This window comes from Dyadobacter sp. UC 10, assembly GCF_008369915.1.
Taxonomy (GTDB): domain Bacteria; phylum Bacteroidota; class Bacteroidia; order Cytophagales; family Spirosomataceae; genus Dyadobacter.
On record NZ_VSRN01000001.1, the window covers coordinates 6,849,100 to 6,868,307 of the forward strand.

The 19,208-nt window shown below is 44.9% G+C and carries 9 protein-coding genes; 4 read left to right on the forward strand and 5 right to left on the reverse strand.

Translation table 11 applies throughout. The annotated features are described in order from the left end of the window. The first annotated feature begins 51 nt into the window (after positions 1-51). The 3 genes from FXO21_RS28270 to glgB are packed head-to-tail and all read left to right on the forward strand — an operon-like array spanning position 52 to position 7,294. Positions 52-2,010 (forward strand): alpha-1,4-glucan--maltose-1-phosphate maltosyltransferase, encoded by a 1,959-nt coding sequence (locus FXO21_RS28270; RefSeq protein WP_149643241.1) that lies wholly within the window; start codon positions 52-54, stop codon positions 2,008-2,010. 6 nt (positions 2,011-2,016) lie between these two features. Continuing rightward, the gene (treS, locus tag FXO21_RS28275; protein WP_149643242.1) at positions 2,017-5,352 is read left to right on the forward strand and encodes a maltose alpha-D-glucosyltransferase; all 3,336 of its coding nucleotides are present in this window, start codon (positions 2,017-2,019) and stop codon (positions 5,350-5,352) included. A 10-nt stretch (positions 5,353-5,362) separates the two neighbouring features. After that, on the forward strand, positions 5,363-7,294 hold the full coding sequence (glgB, locus tag FXO21_RS28280) for a 1,4-alpha-glucan branching protein GlgB (protein ID WP_149643243.1): 1,932 nt from the start codon (positions 5,363-5,365) through the stop codon (positions 7,292-7,294). A gap of 142 nt (positions 7,295-7,436) precedes the next feature. On the opposite strand, the gene FXO21_RS28285 is transcribed toward glgB, so the two are convergent. The 5 genes from FXO21_RS28285 to FXO21_RS28305 all read right to left on the reverse strand — a co-directional run bounded on the left by FXO21_RS28285 (position 7,437) and on the right by FXO21_RS28305 (position 15,357). After that, a complete protein-coding gene (locus tag FXO21_RS28285; protein WP_149643244.1) occupies positions 7,437-8,435 on the reverse strand; it encodes a hypothetical protein in 999 nt (332 codons plus the stop codon). A 453-nt stretch (positions 8,436-8,888) separates the two neighbouring features. After that, positions 8,889-9,920, reverse strand: a complete 1,032-nt coding sequence (locus FXO21_RS28290) for a T9SS type A sorting domain-containing protein (protein ID WP_149643245.1) — start codon at positions 9,918-9,920, stop codon at positions 8,889-8,891. 165 nt (positions 9,921-10,085) lie between these two features. Next, on the reverse strand, positions 10,086-11,936 hold the full coding sequence (locus FXO21_RS28295; protein ID WP_149643246.1) for a hypothetical protein: 1,851 nt from the start codon (positions 11,934-11,936) through the stop codon (positions 10,086-10,088). 331 nt (positions 11,937-12,267) lie between these two features. Beyond that, positions 12,268-14,715 carry a hypothetical protein gene (locus FXO21_RS28300; RefSeq protein WP_149643247.1) on the reverse strand — a complete coding sequence of 816 codons (2,448 nt, stop codon included), beginning with the start codon at positions 14,713-14,715 and terminating at the stop codon, positions 12,268-12,270. Between the two features lie 360 nt (positions 14,716-15,075). Beyond that, positions 15,076-15,357 carry a hypothetical protein gene (locus tag FXO21_RS28305; protein WP_149643248.1) on the reverse strand — a complete coding sequence of 94 codons (282 nt, stop codon included), beginning with the start codon at positions 15,355-15,357 and terminating at the stop codon, positions 15,076-15,078. 277 nt (positions 15,358-15,634) lie between these two features. Between FXO21_RS28305 and FXO21_RS28310 the strand changes: the two genes are divergently transcribed. Then, a complete protein-coding gene (locus FXO21_RS28310) occupies positions 15,635-19,204 on the forward strand; it encodes a histidine kinase (protein WP_149643249.1) in 3,570 nt (1,189 codons plus the stop codon). The last annotated feature ends 4 nt before the right edge of the window (positions 19,205-19,208 follow it).

Here is a 19,208-nt window from a genome sequence, read left to right on the forward strand (position 1 = left end):
TGATTGCTAGTAATGCCATTCAACAAAGTGGAAAACTAAAAAATCGGATCGATGAGCAACAAGGACGGAAGAAAACGGGTGGTAATCACCAATGTCGGCCCCCAAGTTGAAGAAGGCAAATTTCCGGCGAAAAGAGCCATCGGTGAAAGTATCGTTTTTTCTGCGGATGTTTTCGGGGATGGCCATGATGCTGTGGCCGCCAGTGTCATTTTCAAGCACGAATCTGACCAGCTTTGGGAGCAGATTCCCATGTATTATACACTAAACGACCGCTGGGAGGCCAGCTGGTTTCCGGAAAAGACCGGTTTCTACGAGTACCGTTTCACCGGCTGGATCGATCATTTTACAACCTGGAAAAAAGGACTGGTCAAAAAATTCGACGCCCGACAGGATATTGCCGTTGAACTGAAAATAGGTGCTGAAATTTTACAGGAAGCGGCGAAGCTTGCAAGCGGCGAGTATGCTGCCGGTTTTGAGCGATGGGCCGAACTGTTCAATACATCGCCCGACCACCAGGCGGCGGTTAACCTGGCAACAGGAGACGAGATAGCCAGGGCAATCTCCACTATTCGTTACACCGACCGTATTACTGTTTACGAGCAAACCTTCCTATTAGAAGTAGAGCGCAAAAAAGCAGCATTCAGCAGCTGGTATGAGCTTTTTCCAAGATCTGCATCCAATCAGCCCGGCCGGCACGGTACATTCAGAGATGTGATCAACCTCCTTCCGAAGGTTGCCAAAATGGGTTTCGACACCTTATACTTCCCTCCTATTCATCCGATCGGTGAAATGAAAAGGAAGGGCAAAAACAATTCGCTCGTTCCATCAGCCACTGACCCGGGTTCTCCCTGGGCAATCGGAAACAGGCTCGGCGGTCACAAAGCAGTACACCCGGAATTGGGTACGCTGGAAGATTTTGTCGAGCTGGTAGAGCAGGCTAAAAAGCTGGATATTGAAGTTGCAATGGATATTGCCTACCAATGTGCGCCTGATCATCCGTATGTGAGAGAACACCCGCAGTGGTTCAAATGGCGCCCGGACGGAACGGTGCAATATGCCGAGAATCCGCCCAAACGCTATGAAGATATTCTGCCATTTGATTTTGAAACCCAGGATTGGGAAAATCTGTGGATCGAGCTGAAAAGCGTCATTGACTTTTGGATCGAAAAAGGCGTGCATGTTTTTCGCATTGATAACCCGCATACCAAAGCTTTCGGTTTCTGGCAGTGGCTGATTAGCGAGGTCAGAAAAACCAACCCGCAGGTACTGTTTCTCGCCGAAGCATTTACCAGGCCGCGGGTAATGGAACGACTGGGCAAGATCGGTTTCAATCAATCCTACACCTACTTCACCTGGCGAAACAGTAAATGGGAGCTGGAACAATATATGTATGAGCTGACCAAAACGGATCAGCAATATTATTTCCGCCCAAACTTCTGGCCGAATACACCCGATATACTGCCGCACCATTTGGTGGAAGGAGGCGAAAATGCGCATATCACACGGTTTATCCTGGCCGCCACCTTGTCTTCCAATTACGGATTATACGGGCCGGTTTACGAATATGGGGTTAACACGCCGCATCCTGGGAAAGAAGAATACACTGATAATGAGAAATATGAGATAAAGCAATGGGATTGGAACCGGTACAGCCGCACACGTGAAATTATCACCAGGGTTAATGCGATCAGAAAGGAGAATACGGCGCTCCAGACAACATGGAATATCAGTTTTGCAGAAACCAATAATGATATGGTGATCTGTTACATGAAGTTTGATCCCGCCGAAAACAATGCGCTGCTTATCGCCGTCAATCTGGATTACTTCAATACGCAGGGCGCCCATATTAAAGTCCCGCTGCACCTGTTAGGCATTCATTATGATCAGACTTACCGCGTGAGCGACATGCTTAGTGGAGAAAAATACTACTGGCAGGGCGAATACAATTATGTGCAAATGAACCCGTACGAAATGCCGGCACACATTTTCAAAATAGAAACACTCAACTAAGATACCATGGAATATAAGAACGAATTGCTTGACAAAAATTTGCATTGGTACAAGGATGCAATTATATATGAACTGCACATTAAAGCTTTTAAAGACGGAAACTGTGACGGGATCGGTGATTTTAAAGGCTTGATGGAGCAGCTGGATTATCTTCAGGACCTCGGAGTGACGGCGATCTGGCTTCTGCCATTTTACCCTTCTCCCCTGCGCGACGACGGCTACGATATCGCTGACTACTACACGATCAACCCCTCCTATGGAGATATTGCCGAATTCAAAGCATTTCTCAAAGAAGCGCATAAACGCGGGTTGAAAGTAATTACAGAGCTGGTTATCAATCATACTTCCGACCAGCACCCCTGGTTTCAGCGCGCACGTAAAGCGCCGAAAGGCTCTGCGCACCGCAATTTCTATGTCTGGACCGACGATCCGAAGCAGTTCAAAGATGCGAGGATCATTTTCCAGGATTACGAGAAATCTAACTGGACCTGGGACAGTGAGGCCGAACAATACTACTGGCACCGCTTTTTCCACCACCAGCCCGACCTGAACTACGACAATCCACAGGTACAGGATGAAATTTTCAAAATCATCAACTTCTGGTGTAAAATGGGCGTGGACGGTTTCAGGCTCGATGCTGTTCCCTATCTTTTTGAAAGGGACGGTACCAACTGCGAGAACCTTCCGGAGACGCATGCGTATTTGAAAAAACTCAGAAAATACGTCGACCAGCGCTATCCGGGCACTCTACTATTGGCAGAAGCCAATATGTGGCCGGAAGATTCGGCTGCTTATTTTGGGGATGGTGACGAATGTCAGATGAACTACCATTTTCCGATCATGCCGCGAATGTTTATGTCGCTCCAAATGGAAGACAGGTATCCGCTGACGGATATTTTTGACCAGACTCCTGCTATTCCGGAAAACTGTCAGTGGGGGATATTCTTGAGAAACCACGATGAGCTTACCCTCGAAATGGTCACTGACGAGGAGCGTGATTACATGTATAAGGTATATGTAAAAGACCCCAAAGCGCGTATTAACCTGGGTATCAGGCACCGGCTCGCGCCATTAATGGAAAACAACAGAAAGAAGATCGAGCTGCTCAATTCGCTGCTGTTTACTTTTCCTGGTACCCCGATTATCTATTACGGGGATGAAATCGGGATGGGTGATAATTTTTACCTAGGCGACCGTGACGGGGTAAGAACGCCGATGCAATGGAACCCGGACCGCAACGCGGGATTTTCGCAGGCCAATCCGCAGCGGTTATATCTGCCTTTGATCCTTGACCCGCAGTATCATTATGAGTCTGTCAATGTAGAATTGCAGTCGAGGAATTCGTCATCGCTGCTTTGGTGGATGAAGCGGGCTATTAATACCCGAAAAAAATATAAAGCTTTCAGCCGCGGGGATATTCATTTCCTGAACTCAGAAAATTCAAAGGTACTGGCATTTACACGGACATTTAAGGATGAAACCATGCTGGTAATCGCTAACCTTTCGCGTTTTCCGCAGCCTGTTGAACTCGATCTGGACCAGTACAAGGGTTTTCAGCCCGTGGAAATTTACAGCAAGAACAAGTTTCCGTCTGTGAAAGACAATACCCCTTACTTCTTCACGCTGGAAGCTTATGCCTGCCAATGTTTTGTTTTAGAAAAGACACATCCCGAGATTGACGAAAATCAGGAACTACCGCTTTTGAAACTTGATAAGTGGAAAGATCTGCTCGACGCCGAGGTAATAGAGAACCTTGAAAATAAATTCCTGCCTGCTTATCTGATGAAAATGAGGTGGTTTGGGGGAAAAGGAAAGGGGCTCGACAGTATCAAAGTCGTTTCCCATGCAACTATCCCGCTGGGCGACAATCCTCCGGCTTATATCTTTCTTCTGGAAGCTTCCTATCAGAATGACCTGCCGGAAATGTATCAGTTGCCACTGGGATTCGGCAAAGAACCATTTTCATATAAAGTAAAAGAAAATTGCCCCCAGGCTGTCGTCGCCCGCATTAAAATCAAAGGCGAAGAAGAAGGTGTTTTGTTCGACGCGATATACGGCCTGGAAATGCAGCAGGCCTTGATCCTCAATATGGGCGGCAACGAAAAGCTGAATGCCAAAGACAGTGAAATCCATTTTACCGGTAACAAGGAACTGGAAGCGCATGTCAGGGAAACCGATAAAATCAGGCCGCGGGTACTTTCGGGTGAGCAAAGCAATACCTCTATTACTTACGACGGGAAATACTTTTTCAAATTGTACCGTAAGGTTGACAGGGCTATCAATCCTGACATGGAAATCACGCACTATCTCACCCACAAAGCGCAGTTCAAAAACATTCCCGCATTTGTAGGAGCGGTTGAATGGAAGTACAAAAAGGATTCCATGGTGCTCGGTATGATGCAGGAGATGGTCAGCAATAGTACTGACGCCTGGGCGAATATGCTCGACAGGCTGGATAGTTTTAATGAAAAGATCCTTTCCGGAAGCGTAATTGAGCTGCCTGAGCTCAGAGGAACATTGACAGAACCTGTTGCTTATGAGGATATTCCGGAAGAAATCCGTGATCTGCTGGAAGTGACTGTTGCCGAGCAAGTTGCCTTGCTGGGCACCCGTACTGGCGAAATGCACCTGGCACTTGCTTCGGAAAAAGATTCTGCTGACTTCAAGCCGGAAGAATTTTCACTCCACTACCAACGGTCGGTTTATTCATCGCTGCAATCTTTGGTAAGGGTTGCTTTCCAAAGCCTGAACCGGAACATGAAAAAGTTGACACCGGAAGTGAAGCAGGAAGCAGATGAGGTGATCCAAATGAAAGATGAGATTTTGGCAGAACTTAAGAAAGTGTATTCGCATAAAATTGATACATCCAAGATCCGCATTCATGGTGACTACCATTTGGGACAGGTGCTTTTTACAGGTAAGGACTTCATCATTCTTGATTTTGAGGGCGAACCTGCCAGAAGTTATAGCGAGCGACGTCTGAAACGCTCGGCGCTCCGCGACGTTGCGGGAATGTTGAGATCTTTCCACTATGCGGCTTATGGTAGTCTTTATCTTGACAACCAGATCAGGGAGGAGGATATCGGAAAACTCTTGCCTTATGTGGAGCAATGGTATCATTATATGAGCGGTATTTTCATGAAGGCTTACCTGGACACGGTCAACGACAACCCGATCATCCCGCAGAAAAAAGAAGATCTGGAAATCCTGATTCAGACTTTCCTGCTCCAAAAAGCGATTTATGAACTCAATTATGAGGTAAATAACCGCCCGTCTTGGGTTACGGTGCCGTTGAGGGGAATTAAATCTATTTTAAAAAAGAATGAAGCTGTGACCGCTTAAACAGGCTATTATGACCGATTTGCAAAATAATTCGTTTGCCAGACTATCCGACTTCGACATTGACTTGTTCCGGGCGGGTACACACTATCATGTTTATAACAAGCTGGGATCACATGTAACCGAAGTGGATGGACAGCATGGCACTTATTTTTCGGTATGGGCACCGAATGCGAAGGATGTGTCGGTAATCGGCAATTTCAATAGCTGGGATCGGACGGGAAATCCACTCATGCTCCGTCGCGATGGATCGGGAGTCTGGGAAGGTTTCGTCCCTCAAATTGGTCGGGGAGAATACTATAAATACTTTATCACTTCCCACTCCGGTTATCAGGTTGAAAAGGGTGATCCGTACGCTGTTTACTGGGAAACACCCCCGCGCACCGCGTCCGTCGTGTGGGACCTGCAATATGAATGGGAAGATGCAGAATGGTTATCGAAAAGAAAATCAGTCAGCCCACTGGAAAAGCCTATCTCGATTTACGAAATGCACATAGGCTCCTGGCGCCGCGTGCACGAAGAAGAGGGGCGGTTTATGACGTACCGCGAACTGGCGGCCGAACTTCCCGAGTATTGCAGCTACATGGGATTTACGCATGTGGAGTTCATGCCGGTTATGGAGCATCCGTTTTATGGTTCGTGGGGATATCAATTGACTGGCTATTTTGCCCCATCGAGCCGTTTCGGTACACCTCAGGATTTTATGTATTTGGTCGATGCGCTGCATAAGGCTGGCATTGGGGTAATACTCGACTGGGTCCCCTCCCACTTCCCTACTGACGAGCACGGGCTGGGGTATTTCGATGGAACGCATCTGTACGAACATGCAGACCCGAGAAAAGGCTTTCATCCGGATTGGAAAAGTTTCATCTTTAACTACGGCAGGAATGAAGTAAAGGCATTCCTCATTTCCAATGCCATTTACTGGCTGGAAAAATATCATATTGATGCCCTGCGTGTAGATGCGGTTGCTTCTATGCTTTATCTGGACTATTCAAGAAGCGAGGGCGAATGGATTCCCAATCAATACGGCGGAAGAGAAAATTTAGAAGCGATCGAGTTTTTGAAGGAATTCAATACGGCTGTTCACCAATATTTTCCTGACGTATTTACGGTGGCAGAAGAATCAACAGCTTGGCCGGGCGTAACGCAGCCGGTGCAAAACGGCGGTCTTGGCTTTGATATGAAATGGATGATGGGCTGGATGCATGATACTTTATCCTATTTTCAAAAGGACCCCGTTTACCGCTCGCATCACCAGGGACAACTGGCATTCAGTACGCATTATGCTTTTACTGAGAAATTTACATTACCACTTTCTCACGATGAAGTGGTATATGGTAAACATTCGTTAATCAACAAAATGCCTGGTGACAGCTGGCAACAATTTGCCAATTTACGGGCGCTGTATGGTTACATGTTTGGTCACCCTGGCGCGAAGTTGTTATTCATGGGAGCAGATTTTGCTCAGCGACACGAGTGGCAGCATGATTTCAGTCTGGACTGGGACGAAAACCTGACACCTGCACACCGCGGAATTCAGCTGTTATTGAAAGATCTCAACGAACTTTACGCTACTCAGCCTGCACTTTACGAGAAGAACTTTTCATGGGAAGGTTTCGAGTGGATTGATAATCAGGATAGTACAAACAGTGTTTTCAGTTGGATCCGGAAAGGAAACGATCCGGGAGATAACCTGATCTTCATCGCTAACTTGACCCCTGTCGTGAGAACCAACTACCGTGTCGGTGTTCCGGAGCCGGGATATTATCAGGAGATATTCAATACGGACAATCTGAAATATGGCGGCTCCGATCTAGTTGTGCCAGAAATGCAGGAAAGCTACCCTATCCCCAAACATTCGCGAATACATTCGCTTCCGTTGCGGATACCCGCGTTGGCGGTGGTGGTTTTGAAGTATGTGAAGGGGTTTGATTGGTTGTAAACAAGGCTACCTTGCAACCAAGGTAGCCTTAAAACTACACTACACACATTTAAATGCAAGAAATTTCGAAACTCTGTGGGTTTTTCACTTTAACTTCTGGGAATTATCATTCCGAATACAAAAACTATCTGGTAACCGATAATCAGTTGTTTGAGATTTTAGTTATCGCTATGTTGTTTGAAGAATCAACTTCATTACTTGCGCCGCCTACTATTACGGCTGTAAGGCTTTGCGAAAGACCAGATGTCATTGCAGTTTTGCGCTTTATTTTGAAGCCCAAAGCTGATTTACCTACTCCCTGGATCGGAGAATTACAAATGGCAGTTATAAAATTGGCATTTTCAGAGAAACTCCATTTCGAATTCTCGTTCGGCGTTCCTCCGAAGACATCCGATATACCGCTTTGATTCTCATATGTGATTTCAAATCCGCTAGCCTTAGTTAGCCTTACTATTGTAGCGGTATCGGTAGCCATGCCGGCGGTTTCAAAAACATTTACTATGAAGTCTCGACTTGTTCCACTGTCGAAATTCAGTCCATTCAGACTAATTGTCGGAGAAAGGTCAAAACAGCCGGCATTGACGATCACTTTTGCAGTGGAGTTGTCAGTATTATAACAGTCCAGTACATTATGATATTTAAATGCATAATAGATTCCGGGACCGGCGGCACCTGGCTGATTGTATGCTTCACCACTATGTGAAGGATTTACAAACCACTTGATAGACACTGTGGCTCCAATAACTCCTTCTACCAAACTTGTAAGATCAGCTCCCTTCCCGCACTTAGCTTTGAGTGAAGTTGCATTCAGACTTACCTGCTCTGTACCTGCAAGGCATTCTGTCAAAGCATTAAAACCGATGTCCAGATTCACAACTCCTCCCTTAGAACTTGTTCCTGAAAACGTTAATCTTACGTTGGAATACGTAGGTGTAAATTTTAGTATTTTGGCAATCCATTCACTGGTATTTTCTCCGGGAGCAAAGGTAGTTACCTGACTCGTAAAAGGTGTTGGAATACCATTTACGACAGTAGCCAATTCCAGCTTCCCTGTCTCCGCGTAGCCATCATCGCCAGCCCTCTTACTGGACATGATGTTGTATTTCAGATAATACGTCTTATTTGCGGTAAGTCCCGTCAAATTTGTATGACAAGTAGCAGTGGCTGTTGGCGATACGTAGGAGCTTAAAAATGATCCCAGATAAGAAGGAGCCGGGCCTGTAGGCGCTGGGCTCCAAGGTTGATTAACCAATCCCGCGTAGTACGTCTCGTTCGAGATACTGGGAAAAAAGTTCGTGGCTCCCGCATCTTTAGTCCAGCCACTTGGCACACAGTGTTGGCAAGTGCTCCCCTGCGAAGTCGGCTTGACTGCCTGGGCGTGAATATGCATTACTGACCACAAGATCAATAGAGCTGAAATAAATCCTGATTTCATGTGAATAATAATGGAGTGGAAATATAGATGACTACTGGCAACTACAAGTATTTCATGAAGAACGATCCAGAGTTCACCAGTCTTCACAAAGGATAAATTAAGAGGCTACCCCGAAAATGGAAATAGCCTCAAACAAGCACATAAACAACTACTTAACAACTACTTAACAACGAGAATTTTCGAGCTTGTTTCCTTTCCGTCTATGGACTTAACGCGAACTACATAAACGCCAGCCTTAAACCTGCTCACGTCGATCTCTTCCGGGTTTGACTTGATTTTATAGATTTCCTTACCGTTCGCATCAAATATTTCAACACTGGCAATACCAGAGCGAATACTTTTGTTCAACATCAATTTTTCCGAAGCGGGGTTGGGGTATACAAATTGTACCGCGCCCTCAAATTCCAGATTACGTATTGCACTATACGCACTGGTTCCGTCTTTGTCAATCATGTGAAGGCGATATAAATTTTCGCCAATAAAAGGATTGGCGTCGAAGGACGTGTATGTTTTTCCATCCTCGCTATTACCGAGCGCTTCTACGGATTCGATGATTTCCCAGGTTTTACCGTCTTCACTCCTTTGAACATCAAAACGTTCGCTGTTAACTTCTTCTGTTGTCACCCAATTTATTACTGCCAACTTTCCTTCCTTGCTCACATTGAAAGTTTTAAGCTTAACAGGTAGATTGACATCGACTGGCATCTCGGCAACACTGTTATCATTTGCCGGGCTATTCCCAACCGTCATTGGCCCATTGAAACTTAGTGTGCAGGTAATTGGTCCGCCTTCTCCAACTTCTTCCCCTCTCACAAGAACGTCAAACTCAACACAATCAAAATTTGCCAGAGTCGTAGTATAAAGTAATCTGATAGTGTGATCGCCTGGAACATCGGTTAACGACTCTACATTAAAATTTGTTATTGGTGTTCCATCCGTATTAAAGGCACCAAGTATCTTCAAATTATCAGGAAAGCTGATCAGTGGCCTGAGCTTGTTAGCTGGTGCTGAGACTGGCGTTGGATTCGTATTGCAAATAGATACTCTTAGCAAACCTCCTGCATGATACAGCATAGGAACGGTCTGCGGTGTAATATTGATTGCAACATCCTGAGCTTGCGCATTCTTAAATAGTAGAATGAATGACATGCATACCCCAATGCGTAGAAGTTGTTTCATTTTAGTTTTCATTGTCTTAGTTTAAATGGTTATTGAATAATTTTTGAGTTGTTTATGTAAAATTTTATCTAAAATTTTATCGCATCCTGCTCTCAGGTACCACTTGGAGTATGTGAAGCGAGATAGTAAATACGGCTAATCTTACTTCGCGGGTTGAGAGGATTAGCCGTACCATGATTAGTTTGTAGAAATCGTCGTAACCGTCAAGTTATTCTCTGAATTGAGTTCCCCTCCCGATCCTCCGACCACGGTTGCCGTGATATTTTGGCTTAGTCCTTTCAAAGCGCCCGCTTTTCGTGTCAGTTTAAAACCGATCGTAGCCTGTCCATTTGCCGGTATTGGCTCAAATGAGGTAGCTGTTATAAAATTGGCATCCTCACTGAAACTCCACCTTCCATTTTCATTTTGAGTTCCCCCAAAGACCTGCGAGATTTCGCTGAGGGGAGAATAGGAAATTGTGAAACCTCCAAGCTTGCTAATTTTCAAAGTTACTGTACCTGTGGTAGACCCGCCGTTTACTTCATACAAATTGACTACGAAATCTCGCGACACCCCTGGGTTAAAATTCAAAGCATTTATTTGGACTGTCGGCGTGACATCAGCACATTTCTGGTAACCAACCGTCACTTTGGCTGTGGAAACATTCTGGTTGTAACAGCTATTGGCTGGATCATAATAAAAAGCATAATAAGTCCCTTCGCCCACATTCGGATCAGAAATTGGCGTTCCAGTGTGATTCGGATTTGTAAAGAATCGTAGCTGTATGTTAGGTGATTTAATTCCCCCATGGAATTCTGTAATCAGATTAACGGTTGTCGCCGGGCACAAAATTTTCGATTGAACGGCTTTGAGTGGTACCGGCTGACTTCCGGCACCGCAAGTTGGCTGACAAGAATTAATCGTCACTGTAACCGTTGCAGTAGAGTTGGCGGTGTTATAACAATCATTCTGTGAATCGTAAAAGAAAGCGTAATAGGTTCCTGCCGGCGCTGTTCCCGGAATTACGGGAACTCCGGAATGATTCGGAGTAGCGTACCAAACAACAGACGCACCCTGCGGTACAGGCCCTGTAACTGCATCGGCCAGATTAGCGGTGGTCGCGGGACAAACGTTCGACAGAGTTGAGCTAACCTGAGCCTGAGCTGTTCCAGCTTTACAGCACGGGCCAACAGCTACAGTGACTTTTGCAGTCGAATTTTCAGTATTGTAACATCCATTTGCTGAGTCGTAAAAAAATGCATAATATGTTCCAGCACCTGCAGTTCCAGGAATCACCGGCACTCCTGTATGATCCGGAGTATTATACCATACTACTGAGGCATTCTGTGGTACCGGCCCGGTGATTGCTGTTGTCAAATCAGCTGTATTTGCAGGGCATACATTATTGATAGTGGCATTGACGTTTACCTGTGCCGTTCCAGCATTACAAGGTTCCGCCGTCAGCCAGTCCCCTCTTAAATCCAAGTTAACAAATCCGCCCTTTTCAGTGTTCGTTTCTGGAATGAACCCGAGTGTCTGCTTATCATATAATGCAGTAAACTTAAATGTGGCCTCTATCCATTGATTCACATTAGAACCAAATGGACCACCGCTCGTGAAGTTGACGAAAGCAAAGCCACCTATTGTTTCAATTTTGCCTTGCTCTCCGTAGTCTGACATTCCGCTCTCTAATTGTGCCCTCGAAGACATCATGTAACATTTGACAGTATATTTTCTACCCGGAATCAGACCAGTCATCTGGGCTGTAGCACCCATCTCAATGGTGTTGGACGAATAAGCGGTCACGAAATATTTGCCCCCGTCCGCGCCGACAGGGTTAGACGGAGGAGCAGGTAGCGGAGCCCCACTCCAAGGAAATTCTCCGCCCGCTTTATTTACACTGGACTTCCATGCTCCCATCCACCCATTATTTGGACAGTTTAATCTGCAAGGCAGAGCACCATCTCCGGTGGAAGGAACACTTTGAGAATAAATCAACCCGAAGCTACCCAGAGCTAGCAGAAGTGTGAGTAAAATGACCCGTTTCATAAGCGAGTGTGTTTAAAAGTTTGAAATTTCATAACCGTTGTTGGGAGAGCATTCTTACTTGATGGCAGGCCAGGCCATCGCTAAGACTTAACTGAACCAAAGATGGTGGTGAAAATCATCGTAACCGCATTTGATAATTGAGCGGCTTCAGTTGATTGATTGAAAGGTTATCGGCACCTTCAAATCCAGCAACACTTTGATTATCAATTAGAAACAATTACAAATAAAATCGCAGCCTGCGCGAAATAGTTGTTTCGCTATATTAAATCCTCCGATCATTGCTGAGGCTACTCTTCTAGACAGATAGGAAGAGTAGCCTCTTTAACTTTAACTAGTTTGTAGAAATTGCCGTAACGGACAGGTTATTACCAGCATTAAGTTCACCACCAGACCCACCTACCAGTGTTACAGTTATGCTCTGCTTTGAGCCCTTCAAAACACCTGGTTTACGCGACACTTTAAAACCGATTGTGGCCTGTCCATTTGCTGGGATTGTACTAGTTGACGTAACTGTTATAAAACTAGCATTTTCACTAAATGTCCAATTGCTATTTTCATTTGGAGTGCCACCCAAAACCTGAGAAGTTCCGCTGACCGTAGGATATGTAATGTCAAAACTTCCTGTCTTGCTTATTTTGAAGTTAATTGGGGCCTTAGTATCAAATCCATTGATTTCATACAGATTGACAACAAAATCCCGAGAAGCTTCCGAATTGAAGTTCAAAGCATTAATGACAACGGTCTGTGTCAGGTCGGCTTCATTGATCGGACAGTTATTGATAGTGACGGTGACCGGGGTAGTTGAAATGTCTACATTATAACAACCCGTTGCCGCATCTCCATAAAAACCGTAATATGTTCCGGCTCCTGCGTGAAATGGATCTGCCACGGGCTCACCTGAATGGCTATTATTTGTGAACCACACCAATTCAAGACCCTGTTCGGAAACTGCGTCGTTTAGATTAGCTGTGTTTGCCGGACATATACCGGTTAAGTTCGTTTTCGATAACGACGGTATCTGGTTGACTGTCACTTGAACCGTTGAGTTGTCGGTGTTGAAGCAATTGTGAATTTCGTCGTAGTAAAAAGCATAGTATGAACCTACCGGCGCCATGGTTGGGTCCGCAACAGGATTTACGTGATTTGGATCTTTGAACCAAACCACCGATGTGCCGGCGGGAACCGATGCAATTTGATATTCGGTTAAATCCTTATACGGTTTACAGGTTGTAATGTAGAAGCTGTTAGGCCCTCCCACAACGTCAACCTGTGCAGTCCCCGCATTACATACCGAACAATCAGTCAGGGTCACTGTTACCTTCGCAGAAGATAACGCTGTATTGTAACAATCGTCATCCACATCATAAAAGAACGCCCAGTAGGACCCTGCGGGAGAAACTTCCGGATTGGTTTGTGGACTACCCTCATGATTGGGATTGTTATACCACACTACCTTCGAACCCAGTGGAGCTATCACTGCAACTACTTTGTTTAAATTTGCAGTTGTCGCCGGGCATACAGTCTCAACCACATTCTTTTTCAAAGTAACCTGATCCGTCCCAGCCGCGCATTGGCATCGTATTGATGTGACCGTTACCTTGGCTGTCGATAAATTAGTATTAAAACAGTTATTAGTTAAGTCTCGATAAAAGGCGTAATAAGTTCCGCCACCAACTGCATTTATATTAGCGACAGGGTTACCTGAATGAGTAGCATTGTCGTACCAATACAAGAAGGCTCCCGTTGGTACAGTTCCTCCAAAGGCTTCGGAAAGATTGACTGTTTTGGTAGGGCAAACATTCGCCATTGAAGTCTTGATCAGAGGCACTTGTGCAGTTCCGGCATCACATGGCGGAGGACAATTGTTAATAGTTACAGTAACTTTAGCGGTGGAAGTTTCAGTTCCAAATGCGTCTTCAGCAGCATTGGTATAAAATGCCCAATATTCACCTGCTACAACATTTGCGGGGTCCTGCACAGGCGAACCGAAATGCTTGTTACTATGGTACCAGCGAATCTTTCCGCCGGTACAGGGAATTGAACTTGAAACTGCATCATTTAAGTTGACGGTTGTTTTGGGGCATGCATTGGTCAAGGAAGTTTTACTAAGTTGTACTAAGCCATTTAAAGGAACTGCATTAATCGTTACGACAACTTTTGCAGTTGAATTCGCGGTATTGTAACAACCATTAAACCAGTAATTGTTGTTTTTCCAAAACGCGTAGTATGTGCCCGATACATTAGTTTTGCCATCGAAAATAAAGTCTCCGGAAAGATCTGACTTGGTATTAAATACCAAATCACAATCCGCGGGCGGAACTCCCGAAAATATATTACCTAAAAAGGCTGTTGGGCTAGGACAAATGTTTGTCACTGTTGTCTTCGCAAGAGCAACCTGCTGCCCATTGTTTGGTATAGGATTTATGGTAACATCCACTTTTGCAGTTGACGTCCCAGTGTTAAAACAGTCATTCACGGCATCATAAATGAATGCGTAATAGGTACCTGCACCTACCTGGCTTGGAGAGCTCACCGGGCTGCCTGTATGGTGCGAGTTCGTGTACCACACAAGTTCGTTATTGCCATTTCCGGCCGGAATCACACTATTAAGTGCGTCTTTTAAGTTTGCGGCTGGCTTTAAACATTCGTTTGTGAGCGTAGCATCGACTAGTACCTGCGCATTACCTGCGTGACAAACAGAAGCATTAACCTCCTCAGCTAAGCATTTTGGAATGTTTGTGAAAAAAATCAGTAAGACGAATAATAAAACCCGTTTCATAAGGAGTGTGTTTAAAAGTTTGAATTCATAATCGCTGACAGTATTTTCTTTTGGCTAGTTTGACTTTACCAATGATTTTGCAGCGGGCCAAGCTGCCGTTTAAGACTTAACTGAATCAAATATTCTGAGTAAAAATGTCCTCTCAGCATTTCAATGATTGAGCGGTTTCCGCTGATTGATTGAAAGGTCAATGGCCTGTCAAAACCGACAACAATCTCATTATCAACTTAGAAGTAATTAAAAAGAAGAAGAGCGTTCTTCGAAGTACTTGGCATATCGCTTCACAGTATGATCAGGCATCCGCTTGCGACATCGCCTATTCATGAATCTGCACTGGCCGTCTCTTGGTGGAAATAGCACTTATCTCCAGTCCGGTTTGAAGATGATGATCAGCAAAATAAAGAGTGCGGTAACTATGACTGCAACAGCTTGCACCCAAACGATGACCGACGCCAGCGTCAGGTTACCAGAGTGCGCAAAATAGGCAGAGACAAAACATTCCGTAATGATCAGGAATAATACTGGTTTGATATATTTCAAGCCAGTTATTGGCTTCTTGAAAAAATAATTGTAGGCAGAATAACCTGATAGCGCCAGGATCGCCAGGCAGTCTATCGCAAATCCAGTCAGGTACATATTCATCGGGTTGTCAGGTTGTTAATGATCGGCCCATTTTGAGTGGCCTATATAAACAAATTTGCTGTAAACCTTAACCAGAGAAAAAAGTGATGAATAAACGGTAATTTGTAATGATTAACTGGTCAAAAGAGATAGAAGTTATTCGTTTGAAGTGGAAATAATTTCGCCATGTAAATGGAGAAGATCACCGCTGAATAATTGAGTTCAGCCTTTTAGGAAATCTTATTCGCGCTTGGTTTACCAATAACTACTTTACGCTTAATTCAACGAAATGCATTTAATGCGCCATTTAAAATTTTTATTCCTGCTCTCGTTTCTCGGTCTGGCCTCCAATGCCACTGCACAGTTTATTTTTCAGAACCTCGGAGAGGCAGATGGGCTGGATTCGAAGGACTTACTATCTCTATACAAAGATCAGGACGACTTTCTGTGGATAGGGAGCATCAATGGCCTTAACCGATACGATGGAAACTCGATCAGGCCCTTTGACAATACCGGTCAGGGCAAAAACATCTTTATAAACTCAATTTTCCCAATAGATAATGGCGATAACCTGCTGCTTGCGACTTCCAGAGGATTGCTCACCTTCAACAAACGGAAGGCGAAATATATAGCGGACACACGGTTTGCCTTATTGTCAAAAAAAAATATCCTCGCCTTAAAAAAAGATGGTTACGACAGGTTATGGATACTATGCAATTCCGAAATCTTCATTTATGACGGCAGGAAGCTGCTGTCCTTGGAAGAGGAGTTTCCCATGGCTCTTAAAATCCTCAAGCAACCACTATCCTATGCAGCCGGCAACGCTTTTTGCTGGGATCAAAAACAGGGTGGATTTTGGATCGGGGGTCTTCAGTGCTTTTTTCTCGACTGCAAAAATAAGGTTCTCTACGACAGCACTAACAACCCCAGGCAATACCCTCTCCTGAAAAAGCATTGGGTTACTGCTATTGCGTTGGATACCAGTTCTAATCTGTGGTACGCCTCAACATCAGACTTGTCTCTAAACTATTGGAACAAGCAAACGAATCAGGTAACAATCCATCGACAATTTGAAGGTAAAAAGGCTACGGACGGATGTAATTACATATATGTGGACAGGAAGAACCGGCTCTGGGTATCGACCTGGATGTACGCTGCCTATATTAAAGAAGAAGGTGCACCAATCAAAAAAATACCATACAGCCAGGACTCCCCTAACTCCATCAGTTATGGTTATTTCCGGGACGTGGTGGAAGATAGGGAGGGAAATTTGTGGTTCGCGACAATCAATGGAGTAAGCAAATTATCCGGCAGCATACCTTTCAAAGCAATCTACAAGCTTCCCAGTTACGACTCTTTCCTGGAAACCAATTTCACTCACGCAAATAGTATACTTGTCGATAAAGATCACATTTACGCCTCGAAGGAGGATGGAATGATTGCCTATAACATGAACAGGCGGTTGTTCAAGCGTTATTATGTTTCTTCCACAGACGTTTTGAAAAATCGGTTTCTGATGACCGTGAAAGTAGGGAAAACATGCTGGCTGGCTGGAAGCCATGGAGTTTTCAGCGTGAATGAGGGCGAGGAGGTTTTGTCACAACTCGAAAAAGCACCCCCAAGCCCAACTAACTTTATCTTTACAGACAATAAAGGGAAGATCTGGTTTCACGTAATGAATGACGCGATTTACAGGTACGATCCAGCATCTGACAGACTCGATCGCTTCGACGGTAAAAATGAGCAGTACGGAATTTTTAAGTATGCCAATTGCCAAAGTTTTCTGGTCTTAAAAAGCGGCGATATTCTGTTTGGAATGTGGGGCACGGGTTTTCTTAAATTCGAAGCGTCCAAAAGTCGTTTTTCCGTCATTCCGGTTGCAAATCCCAAGAATTTCCACGTGCAACAGGCTATCGAAGATTCCGATGGAAACGTCTGGGCCTCGATCTGGGAAAAGGGTCTTTACAAAATCAGTCAGCAGGGGAATATTTTAGATAGCCTGAGCGACGAGGATGGCCTTCCTTTTAACCGCATTGCAAGCATTACCATGGATGCAAGGGGGGCAATTTGGGCGGCGGGCTCGGGCGGGCTATTATTCTTTTTCACCAAAACAAAAAAGATAACCAGGGTTCAAATCAACCTTGGCAAAACGCTGCAAGATTACTGGAACTTTGTGTACGCCACCAAAGACCGTATTTACGCGGTCATGCTGGATCACGTAGTCGAAATTGATCCTTTCAAATTTGCCAAAATATCGGTTCGAAAGTCGCCCCATATTACTTCGGTCAGAATTTTCGGTAATGAGATTGAAACTGCGGCCGGAAAATTACTTGAACTCCACCCTCAGGACAACTACATTACCTTTCAATATGCTTCCCTGAGCCACCGTGACGTGCCTTCCTTACAATACAGTTATAAGCTGGAAGGGATTGATGACGACTGGGTAGAGGCTGGGCGCGCCATGACGGTCAGTTACAACAGCCTCAAACCGGGGTATTATAATTTCAAAGTCAGGAGTACCAATGAAAATGAACAGTGGATGACCGAGGTAACAACTTTGAAAATCCGGGTGCTCCCTCACTGGTGGCAAACCTGGTGGTTCTTTGTGCTTGCCGGCACCTTGTCGGCCGTATTTATCGACGCTACTTACCGAGGCTATTTAAATCGTAAGCAAAAAACCTCTTACGACAAAACCATCGCCTATTTCGCCAACTCGGTTTATGGAGAAAACTCGGTGAATGAAATCTGCTGGGACATCGCCCGAAACTGTATTTCTCAGCTTCATTTTGAAGATTGTGTGGTGTACCTGTGGGACGAGGGAAGGCAAAAGCTTATACAAAAAGCTACGTACGGCACAAAAAATGTAAGAGAACACGAAATCTTAAACCCGATGGAACTCGATCTGGGCGAGGGGATCGTGGGCGCCGCTGCGGCCACTAAAAAAACGGTGATTGTCAAAGATACGCGAAAAGACAGCCGCTATATTGTTGATGATGAGCCACGTTTGTCAGAAATAGCAGTCCCGATTTTACATGAAGGCAAAGTCATCGGCGTAATCGATTCGGAACATAGCCAGAAGAAATTCTTCAATGAGGAACATGCGCGTGTATTGTCAACGATTGCATCCATCAGTGCCAATAAAATCGCCGAGGCCCAGGCTGAAGAACAGGCCCAGCAAAAAGAGATCATGCTGTTGGAAATCAACAAAATGCTGGCAGAAAGCCAGTTGATGGCTTTACGGGCGCAGATGAACCCGCATTTCGTATTCAATTGCCTTAACAGTATACAGGAATGCATTGTCACCCAGAAATACGGCGAAGCAAGCAAATACCTGAATAAGTTCTCAAAGCTCTTCAGGAGGGTACTTAATAATTCGGATAAAAATCTGGTCACGATTGAGGATGAAAATGACGTGCTCGAACTCTATCTGGAGCTTGAACAGATGCGGTTTGAACAATCGTTCTCTTATGAAATTACCGTCGATAACGACCTGGAAGCGGAGGACATCATGCTGCCGTCTATGCTGTTGCAACCCTACGTCGAAAATGCGCTTTGGCACGGACTGATGCACAAGGACGGCGACCGGCAGCTTATCATCAGATATGAGCGCATTAATGACGATGTTTTCAGATGCCTCATCGATGACAATGGCATTGGCAGAAAAAGATCCCTGGAAATCAAAGAGTTTAACAGCAAAGGCAAAAGGCACAAATCAAAGGGGTTACAAATAGCGAAAGACAGACTTGATCTGCTTGAAAAGCAGGGGCAGCATGCATTGGTGCAAATAACAGATAAATATGATCTGCAAGGCAACGCGCAGGGCACTCTAGTAACAATCGAACTTTCTACTTTCTTAAATAATACCTAAAACG